14 protein-coding genes and 2 pseudogenes are annotated in these 25896 nt (G+C 70.4%); 10 read left to right on the forward strand and 6 right to left on the reverse strand.

Features of this window, described 5'->3' with window-relative positions; all coding sequences use genetic code 11:
* Positions 1–198: 198 nt before the first annotated feature.
* The 4 genes and pseudogenes from CRP49_RS29380 to CRP49_RS29395 form a co-directional block, all read left to right on the forward strand.
* Complete coding sequence (locus CRP49_RS29380; RefSeq protein WP_097256063.1) at positions 199–2583, forward strand: excinuclease ABC subunit UvrA; 2385 nt, start codon at positions 199–201, stop codon at positions 2581–2583.
* A gap of 333 nt (positions 2584–2916) precedes the next feature.
* Positions 2917–3363, forward strand: a pseudogene (locus CRP49_RS29385) (DUF3556 domain-containing protein); the annotation flags it as partial.
* Entirely contained in the window at positions 3356–4765 is a 1410-nt protein-coding gene (locus CRP49_RS29390) for an NAD(P)/FAD-dependent oxidoreductase (RefSeq protein ID WP_097256065.1), read from the forward strand. The pseudogene CRP49_RS29385 and the gene CRP49_RS29390, both read left to right, overlap by 8 nt.
* Before the next feature lie 30 nt (positions 4766–4795).
* Positions 4796–5041: pseudogene (locus tag CRP49_RS29395) on the forward strand (amidohydrolase family protein); the annotation flags it as partial.
* Position 5042: 1 nt separating this feature from the next.
* Here CRP49_RS29395 and CRP49_RS29400 read toward each other — a convergent pair.
* From CRP49_RS29400 to CRP49_RS29410, 3 genes are all read right to left on the reverse strand, one after another.
* Positions 5043–5858, reverse strand: a complete 816-nt coding sequence (locus CRP49_RS29400) for a hypothetical protein (RefSeq protein ID WP_179851782.1) — start codon at positions 5856–5858, stop codon at positions 5043–5045.
* Positions 5855–6496 (reverse strand): ATP-binding cassette domain-containing protein, encoded by a 642-nt coding sequence (locus CRP49_RS29405; protein ID WP_257033519.1) that lies wholly within the window; start codon positions 6494–6496, stop codon positions 5855–5857. The genes CRP49_RS29400 and CRP49_RS29405 overlap by 4 nt, the downstream gene beginning before the upstream one ends.
* 67 nt (positions 6497–6563) lie before the next feature.
* The gene (locus CRP49_RS29410) at positions 6564–7937 is read right to left on the reverse strand and encodes a cytochrome P450 (protein WP_097256066.1); all 1374 of its coding nucleotides are present in this window, start codon (positions 7935–7937) and stop codon (positions 6564–6566) included.
* 253 nt (positions 7938–8190) lie between these two features.
* On the opposite strand from CRP49_RS29410, the gene CRP49_RS29415 reads away from it, so the two are divergent.
* On the forward strand, positions 8191–9525 hold the full coding sequence (locus CRP49_RS29415; protein WP_097256067.1) for a condensation domain-containing protein: 1335 nt from the start codon (positions 8191–8193) through the stop codon (positions 9523–9525).
* Between the two features lie 27 nt (positions 9526–9552).
* On the opposite strand, the gene CRP49_RS29420 is transcribed toward CRP49_RS29415, so the two are convergent.
* Together CRP49_RS29420 and CRP49_RS48085 are read right to left on the reverse strand one after the other, a co-directional pair.
* Positions 9553–10932, reverse strand: a complete 1380-nt coding sequence (locus CRP49_RS29420; protein ID WP_097256068.1) for a cytochrome P450 — start codon at positions 10930–10932, stop codon at positions 9553–9555.
* A gap of 3 nt (positions 10933–10935) precedes the next feature.
* Positions 10936–11064: a hypothetical protein gene (locus tag CRP49_RS48085; protein WP_257033520.1), complete on the reverse strand. Its 129-nt coding sequence runs from the start codon at positions 11062–11064 to the stop codon at positions 10936–10938.
* Positions 11065–11367: 303 nt separating this feature from the next.
* Between CRP49_RS48085 and CRP49_RS29425 the strand changes: the two genes are divergently transcribed.
* The 3 genes from CRP49_RS29425 (at position 11368) to CRP49_RS29435 (ending at position 14916) form a co-directional block, all read left to right on the forward strand.
* Entirely contained in the window at positions 11368–11637 is a 270-nt protein-coding gene (locus CRP49_RS29425; RefSeq protein WP_097256069.1) for an acyl carrier protein, read from the forward strand.
* Positions 11627–12850, forward strand: a complete 1224-nt coding sequence (locus CRP49_RS29430; RefSeq protein WP_097256070.1) for a beta-ketoacyl synthase — start codon at positions 11627–11629, stop codon at positions 12848–12850. The genes CRP49_RS29425 and CRP49_RS29430 overlap by 11 nt, the downstream gene beginning before the upstream one ends.
* A 398-nt stretch (positions 12851–13248) precedes the next feature.
* Positions 13249–14916: a glycosyltransferase family 2 protein gene (locus CRP49_RS29435; RefSeq protein WP_097256071.1), complete on the forward strand. Its 1668-nt coding sequence runs from the start codon at positions 13249–13251 to the stop codon at positions 14914–14916.
* Between the two features lie 117 nt (positions 14917–15033).
* Here the strand turns inward: CRP49_RS29435 and CRP49_RS29440 are convergent, their stop codons facing one another.
* The gene (locus CRP49_RS29440) at positions 15034–16026 is read right to left on the reverse strand and encodes a glycoside hydrolase family 5 protein (RefSeq protein ID WP_097256072.1); all 993 of its coding nucleotides are present in this window, start codon (positions 16024–16026) and stop codon (positions 15034–15036) included.
* A 390-nt stretch (positions 16027–16416) separates the two neighbouring features.
* Between CRP49_RS29440 and CRP49_RS29445 the strand changes: the two genes are divergently transcribed.
* On the forward strand, positions 16417–23862 hold the full coding sequence (locus CRP49_RS29445) for a non-ribosomal peptide synthetase (RefSeq protein WP_097256073.1): 7446 nt from the start codon (positions 16417–16419) through the stop codon (positions 23860–23862).
* Positions 23859–25823, forward strand: coding sequence for an alpha/beta fold hydrolase (locus CRP49_RS29450; protein ID WP_097256074.1), 1965 nt, complete (start codon positions 23859–23861; stop codon positions 25821–25823). Before CRP49_RS29445 ends, CRP49_RS29450 begins: the two co-directional genes overlap by 4 nt.
* Positions 25824–25896: the final 73 nt, after the last annotated feature.

The following is a 25896-nucleotide window of genomic DNA, read 5'->3' on the forward strand; positions in this document are numbered from 1 at the left end:
GACGGCCGGGCTGACCGGCCCGGCCGTCTCCGGCAGCGCGGTCGCCTAGGCCCGCTTCGAGGTCGTCACCGGACCGGTCAGGAATGGAGAAGCGCCGGTCGGCCGGCCGCGGCTAGCGTGACCGCCACGGGCACCGTCCGAGGGAGGAAAATCGGACGTTAGGCTCGAAGCCGCCCCGACCGAGGAGAGACGAGAAGCATGGCCAAGAGGACGGACACGCAGGCGGCCGCGCCGCATGCTGCCGACAGCCACGAACTGATCCGTGTGCACGGCGCGCGTGAGAACAACCTCAAGGACATCACCGTCGAGATCCCCAAGCGCCGGCTGACGGTGTTCACCGGTGTCTCCGGCTCGGGCAAGAGCTCCCTGGTGTTCGACACGATCGCCGCCGAGTCGCAGCGGCTGATCAACGAGACCTACAGCACCTTCGTACAGGGCTTCATGCCCACGCTGGCCCGCCCCGACGTCGACGTGCTGGAAGGACTGACGACCGCGATCATCGTCGATCAGCAGCGGATGGGCTCCGACCCCCGCTCCACGGTCGGCACCGCCACCGACGCCAACGCGATGCTGCGCATCCTCTTCAGCCGGCTCGGCCGGCCGCACATCGGTTCGTCCCGGGCGTACTCCTTCAACATCCCCTCGATCAGCGGCGCGGGTGCGGTCACGGTCGAGCGCGGCGGCAAGGCCGTCAAGGAGCGGCGCAGCTTCAGCATCACCGGCGGCATGTGCCCGCGCTGCGAGGGCCGGGGCACGGTCACCGACATCGACCTGACCCAGCTGTACGACGACGGCAAGTCGCTCAACGAGGGCGCGCTCACCATCCCCGGCTACAGCATGGACGGCTGGTACGGCCGTATCTTCAAGGGCTGCGGCTTCTTCGACCCGGACAAACCGATCCGCAGGTTCACCAAGAAGGAGCTGCACGACCTCCTCCACAAGGAGCCGACCAAGATCAAGGTCGAGGGCATCAACCTGACGTACGAGGGGCTGATCCCCAAGATCCAGAAGTCGATGCTGTCCAAGGACGTCGACGCGCTGCAGCCGCACATCCGGGCGTTCGTCGAGCGGGCGATGACGTTCACCGTCTGCCCCGACTGCGACGGCACCCGGCTCAGCGAGGCGGCCCGGTCCTCGAAGATCGAGGGGATCAGCATCGCCGACGCCTGCGCGATGCAGATCAGCGACCTGGCCGCATGGGTCCGCGGTCTCGACGAACCGTCGGTCAAGCCGCTGCTGACGGCGCTGGGGGAGACCCTCGACTCGTTCGTGGGGATCGGCCTCGGCTACCTCTCGCTGGACCGGCCGTCGGGCACGCTGTCGGGCGGCGAGGCACAGCGCGTCAAGATGATCCGCCACCTCGGCTCCTCGCTCACCGACGTCACGTACGTCTTCGACGAGCCCACGACCGGCCTGCACCCCCATGACATCCAGCGGATGAACGACCTGCTACTGAGCCTGCGGGACAAGGGCAACACGGTGCTCGTCGTGGAGCACAAGCCCGAGGTGATCGCGATCGCCGACCACGTCGTCGACCTCGGCCCCGGCGCGGGTCAGGCGGGCGGCACCGTCTGCTTCGAGGGCACCGTCGAGGGGCTGCGGGCCGGCGGCACCCTCACCGGCCGCCACTTCGACGACCGGGCCGCCGTCAAGGACACGGTGCGCAGGCCCACCGGCACGCTGCAGATCCGCGGCGCACGGACGAACAACCTGCAGGGCGTCGACGTCGACATCCCGCTCGGGGTGCTGACCGTTGTCACCGGTGTCGCCGGCTCCGGCAAGAGTTCGCTCGTGCACGGGTCGATCCCCGCCGGCGAGGGTGTGGTCTCGGTCGACCAGGGCGCGATCCGCGGCTCGCGCCGCAGCAACCCGGCGACGTACACCGGACTGCTCGACCCGATCCGCAAGGCGTTCGCGAAGGCCAACGGCGTCAAGCCGGCCCTGTTCAGCCCCAACTCCGAGGGCGCCTGCCCCACCTGCAAGGGCGCCGGCGTCATCTACACCGACCTGGCGATCATGGCCGGCATCGCCACCACCTGCGAGGAGTGCGAGGGCAGGCGGTTCGACGCCTCGGTGCTCGACCACCACCTCGGCGGCCGGGACATCAGCCAGGTACTGGCGATGTCGGTGACCGAGGCCGAGGAGTTCTTCGCGGCCGGCGAGGCCCGCACCCCGGCCGCGCACCGCGTCCTCGGCCGGCTCGCCGACGTCGGCCTCGGCTACCTCACCCTCGGCCAGCCGCTGACGACCCTCTCCGGCGGCGAGCGGCAACGCCTCAAACTGGCCACCCACATGGCGGAGAAGGGCGGCGTCTACGTCCTCGACGAGCCCACCACCGGCCTCCACCTCGCCGACGTCGAGCAGCTGCTCGGCCTGCTCGACCGGCTCGTCGACTCCGGCAAGTCGGTCATCGTCATCGAGCACCACCAGGCCGTCATGGCCCACGCCGACTGGATCGTCGACCTCGGCCCCGGCGCCGGCCACGACGGCGGCCGCATCGTCTTCGAGGGCACCCCGGCCGACCTCGTCGCCGCCCGTTCCACCCTCACCGGCGAACACCTCGCGGCCTACGTCGGCGCCTGACCGAAACGCGCCCCGGCGCCCTGGCGATGGTGCTGTGCGCGGCGTACAAAAGTGTCTTGTGCGCCGCGCACGACCGCCGCACGCAACGTCGTGACACGCGCCCATGGGCCTGGTTCGCGGCCCGTTCCTATGGTCCTCCTGTTGGTCCCTCCCCCCTCAGCGGTGAGGGGAGCGAGCCGAAGGAGCCGTCGTGCATTTTTCCGAGCTGCCGGATGTCCGGGCCGAGCGTTTCCCGGACGGCCCCTGTATCGCCGACGACACGTCGGCGCTGAACAACTCCCAGTTCCTCGCGCGCGTCGACGGGACGGCGAGGCCGAGTAGCTCTACAACCGCGACACCGCCGAACTCATGCTGCACAAGGCGCTGGCCTGGAGGTCCCTGCACAGCCACGGACGCGCCCTCAACGGCCTGCTGCCCCGTGCCCTCGACGACGTGGACGCCTACGATGTCCGCGACGGAGAGACCGTGGCCGGCGCCGTCCTCGGGTGGAACTTCGGTGACGGCCATCTGCACAACGAGCAGCTGCTCCGCGCGGTCCAGGAGCGCTGCCACTACGAACCCGGCGAGCTGCGTGTGATCGTTCTCGAGTCCCAGCCGATGCAGCGGCAGTGCCAGCACTACCGCATCGTCGACGCGGCCACCGGGCCGATCGAGGAGGCCTGTGTGACCGTCGCCGACATGGTGGCCCGCCAGTCCTGGCTGGACGCGGACGAGCCGGCCATCCCCGTCCGCCACCACTGCACCTCGGCGGTCCCGATCCGGGCGGCGGCTCATGAGTGAGGCGGTCGTGGTGGGGGCCGGCCCGAACGGGCTGGCCGCCGCCGTCACCCTCGCCCGGCACGGGCTGCGGGTCACCGTCCTGGAGGCCGCCGACGAGATCGGCGGCGGCACCCGCAGCGGCGAGGCCATCGTGCCCGGACTGCTGCACGACCACTGCTCCGCGGTGCACCCGATGGCGGTCGGGTCGCCGTTCCTGCGGGAGCTGGACCTGGGCCGGTACGGCCTCCGGTGGCGGCTGCCGGACATCGACTGCGCGCATCCGCTCGACGGCGGAACAGCCGGTGTCCTGTACCGCTCCGTCACCGACACCGCCGCCGAGCTGGGCCGGGACGGGGCGCGGTGGCGACGGCTGTTCGGCGGACCCGCCGCCGCGTTCGACACGCTGGCGGAGGACGTCATGGGTCCGCTGCTCCGGGTTCCGCGGCACCCGGTCCGGCTCGCCCGGTTCGGGATCCCGGCCCTGCTCCCCGCCACGGCACTGGCGCGCGCGTTCGCCACGGAGGAGGCCCGCGCCCTGTTCGGCGGAGTGGCGGCCCACGCCTTCCAGCCGCTGCACCACCCGCTCAGCTCCAGCATCGGCCTCGGGATCCTGACCGCCGGACACCGGCACGGCTGGGCGGTCGCGGCGGGCGGCTCCCGGGCCATCACCGACGCCCTCGCGGCCCTGCTCGCCGATCTCGGCGGCAAGATCGAGACGGGGGTGCGGGTCAGGTCGGCCGCGGACCTTCCGCCCGCGGACGTGACCATGTTCGACCTCGCGCCCGGGGCGGTGGCCGACATCCTCGGCGACCGGCTGCCCCCACGAGTCGCCCGCGCCTACCGGCGGTTCCGGCACGGGCCGGGCGCCTTCAAGGTGGACTTCGCGGTCGAGGGTGGTGTGCCCTGGTCCGCCCGGCCGGCGCGCCGCGCGGGCACGGTCCACGTCGGCGGCACGTTCGCCGAAGTCGCCCACACGGAACGGGAGATCGGCGCCGGACGGATGCCCGAGCGGCCGTTCGTCCTGGTGGGCCAGCAGTACCTGGCCGACCCGCAGCGCTCCGTCGGCGACGTGCACCCGGTCTGGACCTACGCGCATGTGCCGCACGGCTACGACGGCGACGCCACCGAGGCGATCATCGCTCAGATCGAGCGGTTCGCCCCCGGGTTCCGGGACCGCGTGATCGGCATGACCACACGCCCCACCTCCGCCTTCCCCGCCCACAACCCGAACTACGTCGGCGGTGACATCCTCACCGGGGCCAAGAACATCCCCCAGCTCGTGTTCGGCCCCCGCCTCGGCCTCGACCCCTACACCACCGGGCTCCCCGGCCACTACCTCTGCTCGGCGGCGACCCCGCCGGGCCCCGGGGCGCACGGGATGTGCGGCCACCACGCCGCCCGGGCCGCGCTGGCAGCGCTGTGACCGACGACCCCGTCGTGCTCGTCGGCCGTCCTCATGGACGAGGTCGTGGGCCCGGAGCGGTCGGCGTACCAGTGGCCCTTGCGCTCTGCCGTCGAGGCGGGCGTGCGGGTGTGCGCCGGCTCCGACGCGCCGATCACGGAGCCCGACTGGCGGCAGGGCGTCGCGTCGATGATGCTGCGCGAGTCGAAGGCCGGCGGCCGGCCGAGCGGCCCCGAGCAGCGCGTGTCCCTGGCCGAAGCGCTGCGCGCCTACACGGTCAACGCGGCCTGGCAGGACCTCACCGTGTTCGACGGGGACGTGGTGCACGAGCGCTGAGTGCGTGTTTCCGAGCCCCGGGTGCGTCACTGAACTGCCGCTCGCGGGTGCGGATCCAGAAGGCGAGGAGAGCGACGAGGGTGAGGGCCGCTGTCCAGGTGAGGCTTGCGGCTACGGGCCGGAGCGGGGTCGTGGGGGCAAGACCGGCGGCGAGGCAGGTCTGCATGGAGCCGTACATCGGCAGCAAGGAGCCCAGGAACCCATGCGGATCGGGGTTGACCAGGGGGCTTTGTGGCAGCAGGTCGAGGTTGCTGCTGACGAAGATGACGACCATGCCCTCGAGTTCACCGGGCAGGAAGAGCGCGAGGACGAGTCCGAGCGCGCCATAGACCAGGCACGCGGTGAACAGCCCGAGCCACAGGAAGCCCGGGTGGCGGGGCGACCATACGGCCAGCGTCCATACCGTGGTGTACAGGGCGACGAGCGCGGCTGCCGAGAGCAGCGAGGTCGCCTTGGCCAGCAGGAGCGGGGTGCGCGGGTAACCGGCCGCGGTGAGCCGTCGGTCGAAGGGGCCGGCCTGACGGGCGGCGCTGAAGGTGAGGAAGGCCATCAGGAGCATCACCACGCCGAGACAACCGTGGATCATGCCCACGTGGTCCGTCGAGGCGGTGAGCGTCCGGCCGGTCGCGCGCAGCCGGAAGGTCAGCGAGGCGGCCGCGAAGACCTGTGGCGCGGCGAGGATCCACACCGGGATGAGGACGGCCAGCAGGAGCGCGGCGAGTGTGTTCTTGGCGAGTTCGGCCAGGTGGTAGCGGGCCGCGATGCGGTAGGCCCTCACCGGCTGGCTCCCTCGGTCATGACGGTCGCTTCGTGACCGAGCTGGATGACGGCGTCCAGACGGTCGATGTCGTAGGCGAGGTGGGAGATGACGACGGTGGTGCGCCCGGCCGCGCGGCGGGCGGCGGCGAGGTCCCAGAAGGCCAGGTAGGTCTGCCAGTCGAACCCTTGATAGGGCTCGTCGAGCAGCACCACGTCGGGATCGTGCATGAGGGCGAGGACGAGGCTGAGCTTCTGCCGTGTGCCGCCGCTGAGGACTTTGACGGGAACGTGCAGATGGTCGGCGAAGGCGAGCCGGTCGATCAGCTCGTGGGCACGGTCGAGGTGGGGGAGACGGAAGGCTTCCTGGAACAGGCGAAGGTGCTGGAACGGCGTAAGGGCGTTGTTGAGAACGGGGTGTTGGGGGCAGTGGCTGAGCGTGCCGTCGACCGTGACGGTGCCCCTGTCCGGGCGCAGGTCACCGCAGAGGATGCGCAGGAGGGTGGTCTTGCCGGCGCCGTTCTCCCCGACGACGCCGACGGTCTGCCCGGAATGGACGGTGAGGTCGACGCCGGCCAGTACGACGCGTTTGCCGAATGCCTTGTGAATGTCCCGCGCGCTGAGGGCGGTGCCGGTGGCCGTGGAGGGAGAGACGGTCACGAGTTCCTCTCTTCGCTGTACGTCCGCGCGTCCTCGCCGCCGGGCGAGCGGGTCTGTGCGGGCCTGTTCACACGCATTCCGCCGTCACGCGGGAGGTGCGCGGCCGCGGCGTCATCACCAGGGGCGGGGCTTCCAGCAGCGCGTTGACGCGGGGGACCACGGGGCCCGAGGAGGCGGTTTGCCCGCGCAGGGTCCAGTTCTGGAGCACCCGAGCGAGGACGACGACGATCTCGGTGAGCGCGAAAGCCTCTCCGAGGCACTTGCGGGAGCCGTTGCCGAACGGGATGTACGCCTCGCGCAGGCCGGGGGTTTCGGTGGCCCACCGGTCGGGGTCGAATCGCTCGGGTTCGGGAAAGTGACTCGGCCGGCGGTGCAGTTGGTACGGGCTGACGACCAGGCCGGCCCCGGGCGGCAGGATCTGCCCGGCCAGTTCGACGGGCGCGGCGACGCGGCGGAGGATGAGCCAGCCATGCGGATACAACCGCAGCGTCTCCAGCACGACATGACGGGTGAGTTCCAGGCGTCGTAGCGACGAATCGTCCGGCGGATCGCCTCCCAGGACGGAGTCGATCTCGTGCTGGACGCGGCGGGCGATGTCCGGGTGGCGGTCGAGCAGGTGCAGGGCCCACACCATCGCGCTGGCACGGCCCGCCGCTGTCGCCGCGGTGAACATGTTGATGACGTTGTCACGCACCTCGCGGTCGCTCATCGGCTCCCCGGCGTCGTCACGGGCCGCCAGGAGCATGGACAGGATGTCCGCGTGCTCCGCACCGGAGCGGCGGTAGGCGAGGATCACTTCGTCGATGACCTGCTCGTACCGGGTCAGCACCCGACGGAACCGGCGGGCGTGGTGGGGGAACAGCCACCGCACTCCGAGCGCGGAGGTGAGCACCTCGCGGTGGATCCCGCCGATGATCTCCTCGATGCAGGCATGGGCCTCGTCGCGGTAGTGCTCCGTGATCTCCGCGGCGAACATCGTGCGTACGCCGATCGTCGCCGCCACGGCCGTCATCTCCCGCATCACGTCGAACGGGACGCCGGACCGCCAGGCACCGGTCACCGCGTCGGCCGTCTCGACCATGGTGGGGATGTAATCGGCGACGCGAGTGCGCTGGAACGGCGGCTGGAGCAGCCGACGTGTCCGCTTGTGCTTGGCGTTCGGGCACGTGACGATCCCGTCGCCGAGGAGCGTGCGCATCTGGGCGTAGCCCGGGCCACCTTTGGGGAACGTGTGGGAGTCCCGTAGTACCTGGTCGGCCAACTCCGGGTGGCAGACCGCGTACAGGGGCTGCCGCCCGAGCCGGAGGCGTACGAGATCCCCCTGGGACGGCAGGGAACAGAGGAAGGACAGCGGCGTTCTCCAGATGCGCAGTGCGTGCCCCAGTCCCGGCAACGCGCCCGGAGCCTGCGCGAATCGGAAGTCGGATCGTGTCCTGCTCATGGGGGAATGGGTTCCTTCCGCACACGCTGGGGGAACAGCGGCCGCTGCCCGGGAACGTGTCTAACCAACGCGGGGCCGGACCGGATCCGTTCGGTGCGCTGTGGCACCTTCCGGGTGGGCCCTTTGAGTCGTTCGGCTGAAGCGCGCTCGGCACCGTTGACGTGCGAAGACCCCGACGGAGTGAACCGAGAGCAGCCCTGTTGCGGTGATCGGCAGCCCGTGTTGCGGTGATCGCCGACAGCGCACGACCATCATGGCGCGGGCGACCGTGTCGGCCTCGGTGGTCACCGGGGCCCCGGCCCGCGGCCTCTGCGAGGAGATCGACTTGACCGACGCCACGGCAATGGAGGAACGCCCCCTCGCGGCCAGTGAGGGGGCCTTCGCCTCGTTCGGGACGCCCATCCATTTCAGTCAGCGGCTGCACGGCCGACTCGACCTCGATGCGCTGGCGGCCGCGGTCGGGGACCTGCTCGTCCTGCACCCCGTACTGTCCGCGCGGATCGTGGCCGTGGATCAGGGCCACGTCCTGCGGCTGGACCCGTCGGTGCCTGGGCCGCGTCTCGTCGTGGCCGACGGCATCGACCGGGTCGGGGCGCCCTACGCGCCGGACACGCCGCTGTTCAGGGTCGTCGTGACCGAGGAGGCGGCGGACCGCAACCGGTTGGCCCTGTCGGTTCACCACGCCATCAGCGACGGTGTCAGTGCGCTGACGCTGCTGCACACCCTGTGGCGCAGCTACAGCGCACGCGTCGCCGGCCGTACGCCTGTGCTGCCGCCCCGTACCGCCGGGTTGCCCCGCCCCGTCGAGGAACACTTGCGCGCACGCTTCTCCGCCGAGGAGCTGAACGACTTCCTGAGGGACCGCTCGGCGAAGATCGGGGATCTCGTCCCCGCGTGCATCCCCGCCCTCGCGGCCGGCCGCGGCACGGGAGCGCAGGCCGGCGTCCACAGGCGGCAGGTACGGCTGTCCGCCGAGTCCGTCGATCAACTGACGCGCGCGGCCAAGGCGGCACGCATGAGTCTGCACGCGCTGGCCTGCGGCATCGCACTGCGCGCGGTCCACTCGCAGACGCCCTGCCCGGACGAAACCGTCCCCATGACGTGCCTGTCCACGCTGGATCTCCGGCGGCGGCTCAGGCCGCCCATGCCCCCGCACGAGATGGTGCTGGCCGCCACCGCCTCGCAGGCCGTGGTCGAGGTGGGGCCCGACTGCCCTCCGGCCGGCATCGGACGCCGCGTACTGGAGCAACTGCGCGAAGCGGTCCTGAACAACACGGTGCAGAAGGCCATCGCCGCGACCGCCGAGCTGATGGACGAAGTGGCGCACGCTCCGATCAGTGTCCTGGTCAGCAACCTGATGACGAAGACCCCGCCGCTCCTGCTTCCCCCGGACCTGAGGTCCGGCCCCATCGAGGGGTGCGCCCTTCCCCCCGGCCCCCTGCCCTCGGTCTTTCTCACCGGCAGCCAGGACGACACTGCGGGCCTCGATATCACCCTGGTCATGGCCGCGGACTGGTTCACCGCGCGGCAGGCCGACGACCTGGCCGACGCCATCGAGGGGGCTGTCCACCGCGCGCTGCGCGAGTAGCCGCGGCGGACAGCGGCGCAGTCCCCGCTACGGCACCTGGCGGCGGTGCAGGCGCAGGTCGAGGTTGCGGGGTTCGATGATGCTGCGCCCGATGAGGGTGACCGGGCGGGACGTGGCGGGGGTGAGCTTCCAGTCGGCCAGGACGGACGCCAGGGACAGCATGACGTTCATGACGGTGAAGTCGTGTCCGACGCACTTACGGAACCCGGTCCCGAAGGGCACCATCGCCATCGCCCGCTCGGCCTTGGCCCAGCTGCGTCCGTCACCGCTCCAGCGCCCCGGGTCGAACCGGTCGGGGTCGGGGAAGAGATCGGGCCGGTGGTGAATGATGTACGGGCTGATCAGGATGTCGGCACCGTCCGGCACGCGGTACCGGCCCAAGGACGTGTCCGTGACGGAGGTCCTGCTGAACAGCCAGGCGGAGGGCCTGATCCGGAAGGCCTCGGTCACCACGGCCATCAGGTTCGGCAGCTGCGGAAGGTGCTCGTGCCGGGCGGGGCCGCCGCCGCAGACCTTCTGTGCCTCGGCCGCGACGGCCGCGTCGAGGTCGTCGTCCAACGAGAGGTAGTACAAGGTCCAGGCGAGCATGGCGGCGGTCGTACTGATACCGGCGATGAACATGGTCATCACCTGCTCGCGTACTTCCGTGTCCGACAGCGCGTTTCCGTCGCCGTCCTCGGCCAGGAACATGGACAGCAGGTCGCCCTGGTCGGTGCCGGCGCGGCGGTAGGCGGCGACGGTGGCGTCGATGTGCGCGTACAAGGAGTCCCGGGCCTGTGTGTAGCGCCGGTTGGCCGGCAGCGGCAGGCGCGTGATGCCGGGCGCGACCATGCGCAGGAACGCGCCACTGACCAGGACGTCCACGTCACCCAGCGTGCGGCGGACCGTGTCGGCGTCCGCACCGGTGCCGTCGAACCAGGATGCCAGCATCGTCGACACGGTGATCCGCATCGCGAGTTCCTGCATCAGCCGACGCACGTCCAGGACCTGTCCCTCGCGCCACTCCCGGGTGACAGCCGTGATCTCGCGGCCCGCCAGCTCCGCGTACCCCGGCAGCTTGCTCGGGTGGAAGGCCGGCTGGGTCAGCCGGCGCAGCCGGGTGTGCTTGGCGTTGGGGCAGGTCGCCAGGCCGTCTCCGAAGAACACCGAGATGTTGTCGAAGAAGGGGCCGCCCTTGTCGAAGTCGCGGTGGCGGCTCACCAGGATCTCGCGGACCAGTTCGGGACTGCAGACCACGTAGGTGGGGCGGGGACCGAGCCGGATCTCCACAAGATCGCCGTAGGACGGCAGACGGGTCAGAAATCGGGTGGGGTCGACGAGCAACTGCCGCAGGTGGCCCACGCCGGGCAGGCCACCGGGTGCGCGCGGGGCGGGAACGAGGGACGCGGGGAGGTCTGTCGTCGTCATCGCTCAGCTCCCCGCGCTCTGCTGGACGGTGCGATCGACAGTCCACACGGGCGCGTTCTCGCGTGCCTGATCCAGATGCGGGTTGATCCGCAGGGGCCACGGGGTGGTGAACACCGCTCCGGTTCGTGTCACGTTCGGCTGCTCCTTCGCTGGACTCCCCAGGATGGTGCGTTAGCAGGATTGCGTACGACAATTCCGCCCCGGAGGGTCCACTCCAACGAGCGAGCGCACGCGGGAGGCCCCGGGCGCCCCACGGTGATCTTGCGTCCGAATACGCCGATGCCCCTTCGCGACCCCGTAGTTCGTGACCCCGCCGGACGTCCGGCGGGGTGCGGGGCGTGACCTTCGGGACCGGCCCCGCCACCCGGGCGCGCCATGCCACAGCCGTTACTGCTGCGAAGATCACGTCATTCGTCGGAATGGGGAGATCACGGCATGACACACGCAGCGGAACCGGATACGGAACGGGCGCTGCCCGAGCGGCTCGTCGCCCTGCTGACCGGTCACTTCGATGTCGAGGTGGCGCCGGAGCAGCTGACCGCCGCGACGACGTTCGAGAGCCTCGGGATGGACTCGCTGTCGTTGATGGAACTGGTCGTGGCGGCGGAGCAGGAGTTCGGCATCGTCCTTGCCGAGGGCGAGCTGGACCTGTTCCCGGCCTCCACGCTCGGTGACGCGGCCCGGGCGTTCGAGCATGCGGCCTGAGATCGCGGTCACCGGGCTGGGCCTGGTGACTCCGGCGGGGCACACGGCGGAGGCGAACTGGGCGGCCTTGTGCCGGGGCCGCTCACTGGCCGCCCCCGACCCCGAACTCGCCGGACTGCCCGTCGACTTCTCCTGCCAGGTGACCGGATTCGACGCCGCGGCCGAACTCGGCCGGTCGCTCGCCCGGCGCGTGGACCGGTTCATCCAGTTCGCCCTGGCCGCCGCACGACGAGCCGTCGCCGACGCCGCACTGGACACCGGCACCTGGCCGGCGGAGCGGGTCGGAGTCGTGCTCGGCGTCGGGTCCAACAGCCTCAGTACGTACGTCACCGAGTTCTGCCATCTCGGCGCGGACCGGCCCGAGCGGGTGTCGCCGCTCGCGCTGCCGCGCAGTGTGCCGAGCATGGCCGCGGGCGAGGTCGCGATCGACCTGGGCGCCCGAGGGCCGAACTTCACCACGTCCAGCGCCTGTGCCTCGGGCGCGACCGCGATCGGGGTCGCGCGGGACCTGCTGCGGTCCGGGACATGTGACATCGTGCTGGCCGGCGGCAGCGAGTCCGCGCGCTCCCGTATGACGGCCACCTGCTTCACACGGATGCGGGCGCTGTCACGGCGACGTGAACACCCGCAGCTGGCCAGCCGTCCGTTCGACGCGGCACGGGACGGCTTCGTCCTCGGGGAGGGCGCCGCCGTCCTCGTCCTGGAACGCCTCTCCCACGCCGGCGCCCGCGGGGCACCGGTCCAGGCCGTGCTGCGTGGCTACGGCGCCGGGGCGGACGCACACCATCCGGTGGCTCCGCACCCGGACGGGCGCGGAGCGGAACGGGTCATGCGCGCCGCGCTGGAGGACGGGGCATGCGATCCGGGAGAGGTGAGTCTCGTCCAGGCGCACGGCACCTCCACACCGCTGAACGACGCGGCCGAGGCCGCGGCTCTCACCCGGGTCTTCGGAGCGGACCCGCCCCCCGTGACGGCCGCCAAGGGCGTGATCGGCCACGCCCTGGGGGCGGCGGGTGCGATCCAGGCGGCGTACACGGTCCTCGCCCTGCGCGGTCGGACGGTGCCGCCGGTGGCGAACTTCGAGGGCCAGGACGGCGACCACAAGCTGGACGTCGTCGCCGGCCGACCGCGCCCGGTGGCCGGGAACACGGGCCTCAGCTGCTCGTTCGGTTTCGGCGGCCAGAACGCCGTCCTGTTGTTCACGGCCGACTGACCAGAAGGGTTCCTCCAGGCTCCTCAGCACCGGGGCTCGGAAACCCGCTCTGAGGTGTCGGCCGCGTAGCAGCATCCGGCCAGGTTCGCAGCGCGACCCAGCGGCGGACCGCCCGCGAGTAGCCCGATCGGTGCTGTCCCGGCGCACGGACGGGCGTCGTCGAGCCGGCGCCGGCGGTCACCGCCCGCTCTCTCGACTGCTGAGGGGGAACGCAAAGGGCCTGCTGAGAAGCGCTCCGACGCGCACGAGCGGACAGCCTTGCCGGCTCTTCGGCGGGTGCGTCGCATCGCCGCATCCTCCCTTCGAGCGATCCGTGCAGCAATCGGCCCATCCGAGCGCAAGGCTCGCGCCCGGGCTGGCTACAGGATGGAGGTGACCAAGATTTCAAGGACAATCGGATGAGCCTCGATTCACATGAGGTCATCGCGACCGAGACCCCGCCGACGGTCGCCCGGCAGACAGCTCCTCGGTCCGGGCAGACCGGCAACCCCGTACTCCCCGAACCCCCGAACGACAAGGAGAAGTACTCCTACGTCAGGCGTCACCTCTGGGTGCTCACGACCGCCTCCGTCATCAGCATGAGCTGTCTCGTCTACAGCCAGTTCAGACTGCTCCACTCCTCGCCGTGGCTGATCGTCCTGCTGCCGTGCCTGGGCTTCACCGTCCTCTACTACGTCACCTCGATGCGGGTGAACGCCTTCACCGCCGACTTCGATCTGAAGGACCACCGCCGACTGGTCCAGGACTGGCGGCCGAAGGCATACCCGACGGTCGCGGTCTTCCTGCCCGTGTGCGGCGAGCCCGTCGACGTCCTGGAGAACACCTGGACGCATGTGCGCCGGCTCGCCGACCGTTACCCCGGCAAGGCCACCCCGTACGTGCTCGACGACTCCGCGAACCCGGAACTCGCCGCCATGGCCGAGAGGTTCGGCTTCGTCTACGGGAGCCGGCCCAACCGGGGCTGGTTCAAGAAGGCCGGCAACCTGCACTACGGGCTGGGGATCTCCGACGAGGAGTACATCCTCATCCTCGACGCCGACTTCGCTCCCCGGGCGGACCTCCTGGAGGAGCTGCTGCCCTACATGGAGCAGGACCCGGAACTCGGCATCGTCCAGTCACCCCAGTACTTCCGCGTGCTCGACCGGCAGACGTGGATCGAGCGCGGTGCGGGTTCCGTCCAGGAGTTGTTCTACCGGGCGGTCCAGATGTCCCGTCAGCGTCATGGCGGCGCCATCTGTGTGGGGAGCTGCGCCGTGTACCGGCGCACAGCGCTGGAGGCCAACGGCGGCACCACCCTGATCGAGCACTCGGAGGACGTGCACACGGGCTTCGACCTGCGTCGCCTCGGCTGGGCCCTGCGCTATGTGCCGATCCCGCTCGCCACCGGCAACTGCCCGGACAACGTGAGCGCGTTCTACCACCAGCAGTACCGCTGGTGCGCCGGATCCATGAGCCTGCTGGGAAGCAAGAAGTTCTGGGACACGAAGCTCCGGCTCACCACCCGGCTCTGCTACGTGTCCGGCTTCTTCTACTACCTCCACACGGCACTCTTCACCTTCGTGGCGCCGCTGATCCCGATCGTGCTGCTGGTGGCCATGCCCGACAAGCTCAAGGCCGTGAACACGGTGCTGGTCCTTCCCAGCGTCATCTACACGGTGCTGATCTTCCCTTGGTGGCACCGGTGCCGCTACCGGCTCGAGGCATGGGCCGTGCGCCTGCTGTACGGCTGGGCGCACCTGTTCGCCATCTGGGACATCGTGCGCGGCAGGCGCCAGTCCTGGCGGCCGACCGGCTCGGCGGCCGCGGGCCGGAGCACGAACCGACGGTTCTGGATCGGTGTCTGGGGCTGGAACGGCGGTACGGCTCTCCTGTGGGTGTGCGGCGCGATCTGGCGAACCGTCACCCTGTACCCGCCGGACTTCTTCATGGTGCTGGCCTCCGGCCTGTTCTACGCCGTGATCGTGGGCCGCGTCCTCGTCCAGCCGCGTGCCACGAGCAAGGCGCGGGTTCCCGTCATCGCGCCGAGGAAGCTGATGGAGCCCGCGGAGAATCTCGGGGGAGCGTGAAACGAGCACCTCGGGGGAGCGTGCACCACGACGAGGTCCTCAGAGCCCGGATCTGGGCTCTGAGGACCTCTCGGCGTCTTCTGGGTCTCCCGGGTCTTCCCGGCGGGTACGGCGACCTCAGCCTCTGATCCGTTTCCGGATCCAGGCGCCGTTCGACGTGAGGGCGTCGGAGCGGGAGAAGGCGCCGGCACGACAGGTGCCGTCCTTGAAGACCGCGTGTTCCCGGTCGTGGTCGGAGTAGCTCCAGTTCGTCCAGCCGATCTTCTTCTTCGCCATCAGGTCGACCCACTTCTGCGCCATGGCGTGGTCGCTGCCGTAGCCCGACCACGACGCGATTCCCCACTCGGTGACGAAAACCGGGAGCTTGGACGAGGCACGGTCCAGGATTTCCATGTACCCCTGCGCCGCTACTCGCGCGTAGAAGTGAAAGGTGTACATGATGTTCTTCGCGGCAACGGGATCGTTGACGACCGTCCGCTCGTCGGAACCCTCGGACGCGCTGAAGGTGGACCAGCCGGGCGTCGGGACGAGGATCACGCTGTCGGGGTCCTGGGAGCGGATCACCGGAATGAGCTTTTCCGCGTAGCTCTTGATGGTCGGCCAGTTCACACTGTGGGGCTCGTTGGCGAGTTCGTAGATCACATTGGGCGCGTTCTTGTGCCGCCGCGCGATGTCCTTGAAGAACTTCTTCGCGTTCTCGAGGTCCTGGTACGGATCTCCCGGGTTGAGCATGTGCCAGTCGACGATGACGTACATGCCACGGGCGCTCGCCCGCTCGATCAACCGGTCCACCAGGGCGGTGAACTTCTTGGGATCCGACTCGTACCCGCCCTGGCGCGCGTACGTCGCGACACGCAGGACGCTCGCCTTCCAGTCGTGCGCCAGCACGTCCAGGGCGCGGTCGCTCAGACAGTGGGCGAACCACTGCGTACCGTGCGAACTCATACCGCGCAGCTGGACCGGCTTGCCCGATGCGGAGCACAGGTGCGTGCCGCAGACGTGGACCTTGCCGTACGCCTGGACCGGAGTCCTGGGCTTGGCGGCCGGCCGGTTCTCCGCTCCGTGCGCCGCGGTCGCGGACAGCAGACCGAGGGCCGCCGCCAGAGCCATGGCGCTCCGGGGGACCCAACGGTTTCGGGAAGGTAGTGCGCGCACTCGGCCTCCGGTTTCCTAGGGACAGTTCTGCACAGCACACTCGACGAAATAGACGTGGTAACTGAGGCAGCACCAGCGCGCTTCGTCCGAGGGGCAGAGAATTTCACTCCCACGGGGCACGGAAGCCCGGTCACCGGGTGCACAGCTCTGGTCAGGCCGTCCGGCCTTCCGAAGTGCGATCTCTGACCAACTTCTTTCACCTCGGTGGCCAATTCCCCGAGCCGCCCTAACGTGGGTGCGATGAGTGCCCCGTTGATCTGATGACGGTTTCCTCGCGCTGGGCGGGCAGGCGCTGCCGGCCTCTCGAAAGCAGTTGCGCAGAGTGATCGAAAGGTGAACGAGGAAATGATTCCCCTGTCGTACGCGCAGCGTCGCATCTGGTTCATCACCCGCTTCGAGGGCCCGTCCTCGACGTACAACATCCCGCTGCTCCTGCGGTTCCACGGAACGCCGGACGCGGCCGCGTTACGTACGGCGTTCCAGGACGTGATGGCACGCCACGAGGTCCTGCGCACGGTCTTCGGCGAAGTGGACGGCGAGCCGTTCCAGCGCATCCTCGACCCGGTCGAGGTCGAGCTGCCCTGGAAGGACTGGGGGCGGGTGGCTCCTGACCGGGTGCCCGGTGTGATCTCCTCGGTCACGAGCGGCTGGTTCGACCTGTCGGCCGACGTACCGCTGCGCGGAAGCCTCGTCCAGAGCGGTGACGAAGAGTTCCTGCTGGTGCTGGTGATCCATCACATCGCCGGTGACGGTGCGTCCTTGGCGCCGCTGGCGCGGGACGTGTCCGTCGCGTACCGCGCGCGGGTGGCCGGTCGTGCGCCGGAGTGGACGGAACTGCCGGTGCAGTACGCGGACTACGCGGTGTGGCAGCGGGAGGAACTGGGGGACCTGACAGACCCGGAAAGCCTCCTGTCGGTCCAGGCGGCGTACTGGCGCGAGGAACTCGCCGGCGTGTCGAAGCCGTTGCCGCTGCCGCTGGACCGTCCCCGGCCCGAGGTGGCGAGCCACCGGGGCGGATCGGTGGAGATCGGCCTCTCGACCGAGACGCGGACGCGGGTCGAGGCGATGGCCCGCGCGCACGGTGCGACGGTGTCGATGGTGTTCCAGGCCGCGCTGACCGTGTTGCTGCACCGGATGGGCAGCGGTGATGACGTGACGGTCGGCTCGCCGATCGCGGGGCGCACCGACGAGGCACTGAACGATCTGGTGGGGTTCTTCGTCAACTCCTGGGTGCTGCGGGTCCGGCTGTCCTCCGACTCCTCGTTCGAGCGGGTGCTGGGACAGGTCCGGCAGAAGGCGCTCGCGGCGTACGAGAACCAGGACGTCCCGTTCGAAAGACTGCTCGAGTTGCTGCGGCCGGAGCGGTCGGCCGCGCACCATCCGCTGTTCCAGGTGGTGCTCGCGTGGCAGAACAACGAGCCGCCGGAACTGGACATGCCGGGTGTGACGGTGTCGATGGAGCCCATCCCGACCGGCACCGCCAAGTTCGACCTGTTCTTCAACCTGGCGCCGGACGAGTCCGACGGTTCGGTGATGGGGGAGATCGAGTACGCCACCGACCTCTTCGACCGCTCGACGGTGGAGGAGATCGCGGCGCGGTTCGTGCGCGTGGTGGAGCAGGTGGTCGCCGACCCCGGGATCACCGTCGGCGCCGTCGACGTGCCGGCCGTCGGGACTGAGGCAGCACTGCCGGACGCCGCGGGCCGCCCGCTCGACGCGGATGAGCGCCACAAGATCCTCGTCGAGTGGAACGACACGGCCCGCGACTTCCCCTGCCCGGGCCCGCTCCATCTCCTCTTCGAGGAGCAGGCGAGACTACGGCCGGACGCGATCGCGATCCGCTGGGCCGGCGGGACCATGACCTACGGCGAGCTGAACCAGCGGGCGAACCGGATCGCCTGGGACCTCAAGGAGCGCGGAGTCGGCCCGGAGACCGTGGTCGGCATCGGCATCCGCCGCGGCCCGATCATGGTCGCCGCGGTGTTCGGCGTGCTCAAGGCCGGCGGCGCCTACCTGCCCCTGGAACCGTCGCTGCCGGCCGACCGCGTCGCCGGCATGCTCGCCGACACCGGGGCACACCTCGTGTTGTCCACCTCGGAAACCGAACCCCTGGCTCTCCCTGAGGGCGTCCAGCTCGTCGAGGTGGACGGGGCCGAGGCGGCGCAGGCGGCGCTTCCCGATCCTGAGCCGGTCGCCGGGCCGGACAACACCGCGTATGTCGTCTTCACCTCCGGCAGCACGGGTAAGCCCAAGGGCGTGGTGGTGACCCATCGCCCGGTGCACAACCTGCTCAACTGGTGTTATCGCACGTTCGACTTCGGCCCCGACGACGTGGCCCTGTGTGTCACCTCGCTCGGCTTCGACCTCTCCGTCTTCGACATCTTCGGTCTGCTGGGTTGCGGCGGCGGTCTGTACGTCGCCGACGAGGCCGAGCAGCGCGATCCCGAGCTGCTGCTCGACGTTCTGCTCACCGAGCCGATCACCTTCTGGGACTCGGTGCCCACCACCCTCAACCAGCTTCCTCCCCTGCTGTCCCAGAAGGACGAGTGGGAGGGAACCGACGACCTCCGCCTGGTGTTCCTCTCCGGTGACTACACGCCGTTGTCGCTGCCGGACGAGATTCGCAAGGTGTTCCGGAGCGCGGAGATCATCAGCCTTGGTGGGGCCACCGAGGCGACGGTGTGGTCCAACTACTTCCGCGTGCGCGAGATCGACCCGGACTGGCGCAGCATTCCTTACGGCCGTCCCATCGACAACGCGCGCTATTACGTCCTCGACGAGGACATGGAGCCGTGTCCGGTCGGTGTCGAGGGCGATCTGTACATCGGTGGGGACTGCCTGTGCGTCGGCTATGTCAACCGGCCGGATCTGACGGCGGAGCGCTTCGTCCGCGATCCGTTCAGCGAGCGGGAGGGTGACCGGCTCTACCGGACCGGTGACCGGGCCAGCTTCTTCCCGGACGGGAACATCTGCTTCCTCGGCCGCGCCGACAACCAGGTCAAGCTGCGTGGATTCCGCATCGAACCCGGCGAGATCGAGCACGCCCTGGCCCGCCATCCGGCTGTCCGCCAGGCCATCGTCACCGCGCGGGAGGATCAGCCGGGCGACCTGCGCCTGGTCGCGTACGTCGTCGCGGACCCCGGCGCACTGGACAGCGCGGGCGGGGCGGACGAGCAGGTCGGGGAGTGGCAGGAGGTCTACGACCAGGCGTATTCCAGCGGCGCCGACAAGGAGTTCGGCGAGGACTTCACCGGCTGGAACAGCGCCTTCACCGGTGAGCCGATCCCGCTGGAGGAGATGCGTGCCTGGCGGGATGCGGCGGTGGACCGCGTGCTGTGCTGGTCACCGAAGCGGGTCCTTGAACTCGGTGTCGGCTCAGGTCTCTTGCTCGCACATATCGCGGGCCAGGTCGAGGAGTACTGGGCCACGGACTTCTCGGCGCAGGTGATCGAGCGGCTGCGGCAGCAGGTGGCGGAGGCGGGCCTGGCGGAGCGGGTCGAGCTGCGGTGCCAGGCGGCCGACGATCTGTCCGACCTTCCGCGTGATGGGTTCGACACGGTGGTGCTGAACTCGGTCGTGCAGTACTTCCCGAACGAGCGGTACCTGGAGCAGGTCCTGAACGGAGCCTGGGAACTGCTCGCGCCGGGTGGCCGGATCGTCCTCGGCGACATCCGGCGGGCGGCGTCCCTGCGGGTCCTGCAGACGGGCGTCCAGCGGGCCAAGCACCCGGATGCCACACCGGCCGTGCTGGCCGGCGCGGTGGAGCAGGCCGTGCTGCTGGAGAAGGAACTGGTGGTCGACCCGGAGTGGTTCCTGCGCTGGGCCGACCGTGCCGGGGGAGCTGCCGTCGACGTGCGGGTCAAGGAGGGCGGCGCCCACAACGAGCTGACCCGGCACCGCTACGAGGTCGTGCTGCACAAGTCGGGTGACGTGTTGTCCTTGGCGGCCGTTTCCTCCTTGGTGTGGGACGGAGACCTCGATCGCCTCACCGACCACGACGAAGCAGTCGTACGCATCACCGGCGTCCCGAACGCGCGCCTGACCGAAGAAGCCGCGGCGGCACGCGAGTTGGGCCAGGAGGACTCCGGCGCGCCGACGGTCCCGCCGCTGGACCCGCCCGCGATCCGCACGTGGGCCGAGCGGCACGGATGGGAAGCGCTCGTGACGCTCTCGGCGCACGCGGTCGACCAGGTGGACGTGCTCGTCTTCCGGGACGGCCCGGTGGCCGGCCGGATCCTGACCGGGTCGTACGTGCCAGGGCAAGGGGACCGGGCGCCGGTCAACAATCCCGCGGTCGCGAGCGGCATCACCGCGCTGCTGCCCACCCTGCGCGCGCACCTCCGCGAGACCCTGCCCGAGTACATGGTGCCGTCCGCGATCGTGCCGATCGGCAGCGTGCCGCTGACGGACAACGGCAAACCGGACCGGCGCGCGCTGCCCGTGCCGGACTACTCGGCGGGCAGCAGCGGCCGCGCTCCGTCGACACCGGAGGAGGAGTCGCTGTGCGCGCTGTTCGCCGCGGTGCTCGGACTCGACCGGGTCGGCGTGGACGACAACTTCTTCACCATCGGCGGCCACTCGCTGCTGGCGACCAAGCTGGTCAGCCGTATCCGAGCCGAGCACGGCGTGGAGATCCCGATCCGGGTCGTCTTCCAGGCGCCCACGGTCGCCGAGCTGGCGGCACATCTGACGACCGCGAGCACCGGTCGGCCGCCCTTGGTCCCCCAGGTCAGGCCGGAGCGGCTTCCGGTCTCCTTCGCCCAGCAGCGGCTGTGGTTCATCCACCGGTTCGAGGGGCCGTCGGCGACGTACAACGTCTCCCTGGCCCTGCGGATGCGCGGTGACCTCGACGCGGCCGCACTGCGCGGGGCCCTGCGTGACGTCGTGGTGCGGCACGAGTCTCTGCGCACCGTCTTCGGCGAGGACGCCGGGCAGCCCTACCAGCAGGTCCTCCCGCCGACCGCGATCCAGGTGCCCTGGGAGGAACGCGAGGTCACCGAGGCCGAACTCCCCGACACCCTGCGGGAAGCGGCGCGTCTGCCGTTCGACCTGGCGGCCGAGATCCCGATCCGCGCGTGGTTGTTCCGGCTCAGCGCGAGCGAGTCGGTGTTCCTGATCGGCGCGCACCACATCGCGTCCGACGGCTGGTCCGCCCGCCCGTTGGCGCAGGACCTCATCACCGCCTACGAGGCCCGCCGTGACGGCCGGCAGCCGGAGTGGGAACCGCTGCCGGTGCAGTACGCGGACTACACCCTGTGGCAAAGGGACCTGCTGGGGGACAGCGACACCCCGGACAGCCTGTACCGGCGTCAACTGGACTACTGGACCACCCACCTGGCCGGCCTGCCGGAAGCCATCGAGCTGCCGGCCGACCGGTCACGACCCGCGGTGGCGTCCTTCGAGGGCGACCTGGTTCCGATCGAACTCGACGAGGAACTGACCGAGGGCATCCGGCGGTTGGCCCGGGAGACCGGCGCCACTGTGTCGATGGTGCTGCAAGCCGGGCTCGCGGCGTTGTTCACCAGACTGGGTGTGGGCGCGGACGTGCCGATCGGTTCGCCGATCGCGGGCCGTACCGACGAGGCACTCAACGGACTGGTCGGCTTCTTCGTCAACACCTGGGTGCTGCGCGCGGACACCTCAGGTGACCCGGGTTTCGCCGAACTCGTCGGCCGGGTGCGGGAGATGAGCCTCGCCGCGTACGACCACCAGGACATTCCCTTCGAGCACCTGGTCGAGGTGCTGAACCCGGTGCGCTCGACCGCGCACCACTCGCTCTTCCAGGTGCTCCTGGTGCTGCAGAACAACGCGGCAGCGGAGTTCACCCTGCCGGGCCTGAGCGTGACCGAGGAGCTGTTCAGCCCGGGTGTCGCGCACTTCGACCTGTCCATCAACCTCGGCGAACAGGACGACGCCGGCGCACGGTCCCGGATCGAGGGGTTCGCGGAGTACGCGACCGAGCTCTTCGACGCCGGGACGATCACCACGATGCTGGACCGCTGGATGCACTTCCTGCGGCAGGTGGTGGCCGCCCCGGACACGCCCATCGGGTCGGTGGACATCCTTGCGGGCGGTGAGCGCGCGACGCTCACCCGGTGGGGCGGCCAGGGGCGGGACGCCGGGTTCGAGGCCGGCACCGTTCACCAGCGGTTCGCCGCCGCGGCAGCCGTCGACCCGGACGCGACCGCTCTGGTCTCCGCGGACGGCGCACAAAGCTGGACCTACGCCGAACTGGACCGCTGGTCCAACCGCATCGCCCACCACCTCCGAGCGAAGGGCGCACAGCCGCACAGCCGCGTGGCGCTCCTGCTGGACCGCTCGCCCCTGCTGGTCGCGGCGATCCTCGGGGTGCTGAAGACGGGCGCCGCCTACGTGCCGGTCGACCCCACCTATCCGCCCGAGCGCATCGAGTTCATGCTCGCCGACCTCACCCCCGCCGTCGTAGTGGACGACACCCTCGTGGGCGAGGACCTCACCGCTCACCCGGACTCGGCACCCGAAATCGCTGTCGGGGAGCACAGCACCGCGTACGTGATGTACACCTCCGGCTCCACGGGCCAGCCCAAGGGTGTCGAGGTGACCCACCGGAACGTGGTCGACCTCGCGCTCGACGCCTGCTGGGCCGACGGGACGTACCGTCGCGTCCTGATCCACTCGGCGCACACGTTCGACGCGGCCACCTACGAGCTGTGGGTGCCGCTGCTCAACGGCGGCACCGCTGTGGTGGCGGCCGCCGGTCAGCTGGACACCGCGGTGCTGGCCGCCGTGATCGCGGAGCGCGAAGTGACCGACGTGTGCCTGACCACGGGCCTGTTCGCCGTGATGGTCGAGCAGCACCCGGAGTGTTTTGCCGGAGTGGCCGAGGTGTGGGCGGGCGGTGAGGTCATGCCGCCCTCCGCCGTCCGCCAGGTGCTCGGTGCCTGCCCCGGTCTCACCGTGGTGAACGGGTACGGGCCGACGGAGACCACGGCGTTCGCCGCCAGGTACCGGATGACCTCGGTCGACGACTGCGCCGACCCGGTGCCGATCGGTGGCCCCATGCAGGGCACCGTCCTGCATGTCCTGGACGAGCGGCTCCAGCCCGTGCCGCCCGGCGTGGTCGGGGAGCTGTACATCGGGGGCGCCGGCGTGGCTCGTGGGTACGCGGGCCGCCCGGGCCTGACCGGTGGGCGGTTCGTCGCCGACCCGTTCGGGTCGCCCGGGGCGCGCATGTACCGCACCGGCGACCTGGTGCGCTGGAGTTCCGCCGGGCATCTGGAATACGTCGGCCGGGTGGACGACCAGATCAAGATCCAGGGTTTCCGGGTGGAGCCGGGTGAGGTCGAGACGGCGCTGCGCAGGCGCGAGGGCGTGGCACAGGCGGTCGTGGTCGGCCGCGAGGACCGGCTCGGCGAACGGCACCTCGTCGCCTACGTGGTGCCCGATGCGACGGGGTCGTCCGACGACGAGGCCGACCAGCAGGTCGGGGAGTGGCGCGAGATCTACGACTCCGTGTACGGCGAGACCGAGGTGGACCTGGGCGGAGTCGGCGACGACTTCACCGGGTGGAACAGCTCCTACACCGGTCAGGCCATCCCGTTGCCCGAGATGCGGGCGTGGCGGGACGCCATGGTGGGGCGGGTGCGCGCGCTGCGCCCGCGGCGGGTGCTGGAGATCGGCGTCGGTTCGGGCCTGCTGCTGGGACCGCTCGCGCCGGAGGTGACGGAGTACTGGGGCACCGACTTCTCCGCCCCGTCATCGAGCGGCTGCGGGCCCAGGTCGGCGCCGACCGGCGACTGTCGGACAAGGTGACCCTGCGCTGCGGGCCCGCCGACGAGGCGGGCGACCTTCCCCTCGCGCACTTCGACACGGTGATCCTCAACTCGATCGTGTCGTACTTCCCGGACGCCGACTACCTCGCCAGGGTGCTCGACATCGCGCTGGCCAGGCTGGCCCCGGGCGGGCGGATCGTCGTCGGTGACATCCGCAACCACCGCACCCAGAAGGCGTTCACCGCGGCGGTCCACCGCTCGCGGCACCCGGACGACCGGGCCGCCGCCGTGCAGGCCGCGGTGTCCCGCGCGCTGGTGGACGAGAAGGAACTGGTCATCGATCCGGACTACTTCACGCAGTGGGCCGACACGCATCCGGACGTGGTCGCCACCGACATCCGCCTCAAGCAGGGCAGCCACCACAACGAGCTGACCCGTCACCGCTACGAGGTCGTACTGCACAAGGGCCCGAACCGGGCCCTGGACCTCGCGGACCTGCCCGTGGCGGCCTGGGGTAGCGACGTCCACCAGCTGTCCGACGTGGCGACCGCGCTCGCGCGGCACGGCCGGGTCCGCCTCACCCGGGTACCGAACGCCAGGCTGGTCACCGAGGCCGGCGAGTGGGGCGGTCCGATCGACGACCGGGGCGCGCTGGACCCGGCCGAGCTGGAGGCCTGGGGCACCGCACAGGGGCTCGCGGTGTACTGCACCTGGTCGCCGGAGTCGGCGGAGCACTTCGAGGCGGTGCTGCTGCCCGACGTCGACGCCCCTGTCTGCGACGGCGTGTACCGGCCCGCACCGACGCCGTCCGGGCGGCTCGTCAACACGCCCGCGGTCTCCGGCCGTGCGTCCCGGCTGCCGTCGCGACTGCGCGAGGAACTGACCCGCGAACTGCCGGCGTTCATGGTGCCGAGCGAGATCATGCTCCTCGACCGGCTGCCGCTCACCAAGAACGGGAAGGTGGACCGCGCCGCACTGCCCGACCCCGACCCGACCGGCGGTGAGTACCGCGCCCCGCGCACACCGCGCGAGGAGGCGCTGGCCGGGTTGTTCGCCGAGGTGCTGGGCCTGGACCGGATCGGGATCGACGACGACTTCTTCGCCTGCGGCGGCCACTCGCTGCGGCTGACCCGCCTGGTCTGGCAGATCCACGAGAAGCTGGGCATGGAGGTCCCGATCCGGACGGTGTTCCAGTACCCCACGGTGGCCGAACTGGCGGCGCAGCTGTCCGCGGACGCACAGGTGGGCTTCGAGGACCCGTTCGCCGCCCTCCTGCCGATCCGCACCGAGGGGGACAGGCCCCCGCTGTGGTGGCTGCACCCCGGTGGCGGCCTGAGCTGGCCCTACCTGAGCTTCGGGCGGCACATCGACCCGTCCTGGCCGCTCTACGGCATCCAGGCGCGCGGCTTCGACGGGGTCACGCCCCGGGCGACCTCCATCGAGGACATGGTCGAGGACTATGTGCGGCAGGTGCGGGACGTCCAGCCGAACGGACCGTACTACCTGCTCGGCTGGTCCTTCGGCGGCACCCTGGCCCACGCGATGGCCGCGGAGCTGCAGCGCCGCGGCGAGGAGGTCGCCCTGCTCGCGCTGCTGGACTCGGCGCCCGCCAGCCACTTCGCCGACCTCGAACTCCTCGACGAGGACATGGTGCGGATGTTCCTCGTCAACTACATGGGCCACCTCAAGGGAATGGAGGAGTACGAGTTCCTGGTCGGCACCGCTTCGGAGATCTTCATCGAGCACCTGGAGCAGATGCGGCGCTACACCTCGCCCCGGTACCGCGGCGATGTCGTCTTCTTCAACGCGCTCCTCGATCCGGAGACCCACGACAAACGCCATCTGGACGCGGAAATGGACGTGCTGTGGCACGAGTACGTCGACGGTCACGTCCAGCGCTTCGACATCGCCTGCGCCCACAACGAGATGTACTGGCCGCGCAACGCGGCCGAGATCAGCCGTGTCGTCAACCGCATGCTCCGGGAGACGCGGCATCCGTGACCGACCTGCAGGCGGCAACTCCGAAAGTCGCTGGTCGATCTGTTCGAGAAATTCCGACAGTGATCGAGAAAAT

The sequence above is a fragment of the Streptomyces sp. Ag109_G2-15 genome (assembly GCF_900215565.1).
In the GTDB taxonomy this organism is placed as follows: domain Bacteria; phylum Actinomycetota; class Actinomycetes; order Streptomycetales; family Streptomycetaceae; genus Streptomyces; species Streptomyces diastatochromogenes.

Coding starts and splice junctions, on each gene's coding strand:
- CRP49_RS29380 (WP_097256063.1), top strand. CDS start 199: ATGGCCAAGAGGACGGACACGCAGGCGGCCGCGCCGCATGCTGCCGAC.
- CRP49_RS29390 (WP_097256065.1), top strand. CDS start 3,356: ATGAGTGAGGCGGTCGTGGTGGGGGCCGGCCCGAACGGGCTGGCCGCC.
- CRP49_RS29410 (WP_097256066.1), bottom strand. CDS start 7,937: ATGAGCAGGACACGATCCGACTTCCGATTCGCGCAGGCTCCGGGCGCG.
- CRP49_RS29415 (WP_097256067.1), top strand. CDS start 8,191: ATGGCGCGGGCGACCGTGTCGGCCTCGGTGGTCACCGGGGCCCCGGCC.
- CRP49_RS29420 (WP_097256068.1), bottom strand. CDS start 10,932: ATGACGACGACAGACCTCCCCGCGTCCCTCGTTCCCGCCCCGCGCGCA.
- CRP49_RS29425 (WP_097256069.1), top strand. CDS start 11,368: ATGACACACGCAGCGGAACCGGATACGGAACGGGCGCTGCCCGAGCGG.
- CRP49_RS29430 (WP_097256070.1), top strand. CDS start 11,627: ATGCGGCCTGAGATCGCGGTCACCGGGCTGGGCCTGGTGACTCCGGCG.
- CRP49_RS29435 (WP_097256071.1), top strand. CDS start 13,249: ATGAGCCTCGATTCACATGAGGTCATCGCGACCGAGACCCCGCCGACG.
- CRP49_RS29440 (WP_097256072.1), bottom strand. CDS start 16,026: ATGGCTCTGGCGGCGGCCCTCGGTCTGCTGTCCGCGACCGCGGCGCAC.
- CRP49_RS29445 (WP_097256073.1), top strand. CDS start 16,417: ATGATTCCCCTGTCGTACGCGCAGCGTCGCATCTGGTTCATCACCCGC.